The sequence below is a fragment of the Bacillus sp. CZDM1 genome, from assembly GCF_055502545.1.
Genome location: NZ_JBUESO010000045.1, coordinates 1 through 721 on the forward strand (window position 1 = coordinate 1; position 721 = coordinate 721).

The 721-nt window shown below is 51.0% G+C and carries 1 rRNA gene; it reads left to right on the forward strand.

Features of this window, described 5'->3' with window-relative positions:
- Positions 1 to 21: 21 nt before the first annotated feature.
- A 23S ribosomal RNA gene (locus ACY3XC_RS28705) occupies positions 22 to 721 on the forward strand; the annotation flags it as partial.

Genomic DNA, 721 nt, shown 5'->3' on the forward strand with positions numbered 1-721 from the left:
TAAGAAGAAAATAACCTTTTAGGTTAAGTTAGAAAGGGCGCACGGTGGATGCCTTGGCACTAGGAGCCGATGAAGGACGGGACTAACACCGATATGCTTCGGGGAGCTGTAAGTAAGCTTTGATCCGGAGATTTCCGAATGGGGGAACCCGCTGCTCGTAATGGAGCAGTATCTTTACCTGAATACATAGGGTATGGAAGGCAGACCCGGGGAACTGAAACATCTAAGTACCCGGAGGAAGAGAAAGCAAACGCGATTCCCTGAGTAGCGGCGAGCGAAACGGGACATAGCCCAAACCAAGAGGCTTGCCTCTTGGGGTTGTAGGACACTCAACATGGAGTTACAAAGGAACGGGGTAGATGAAGCGGTCTGGAAAGGCCCGTCATAGAAGGTAAAAACCCTGTAGTTGAAACTTCGTTCCCTCCTGAGTGGATCCTGAGTACGGCCGGACACGAGAAATCCGGTCGGAAGCTGGGAGGACCATCTCCCAAGGCTAAATACTCCCTAGTGACCGATAGTGAACCAGTACCGTGAGGGAAAGGTGAAAAGCACCCCGGAAGGGGAGTGAAACAGATCCTGAAACCGTGTGCCTACAAGTAGTTAGAGCCCGTTAATGGGTGATAGCGTGCCTTTTGTAGAATGAACCGGCGAGTTACGATTACATGCAAGGTTAAGTTGAAGAGACGGAGCCGCAGCGAAAGCGAGTCTGAATAGGGCGTTT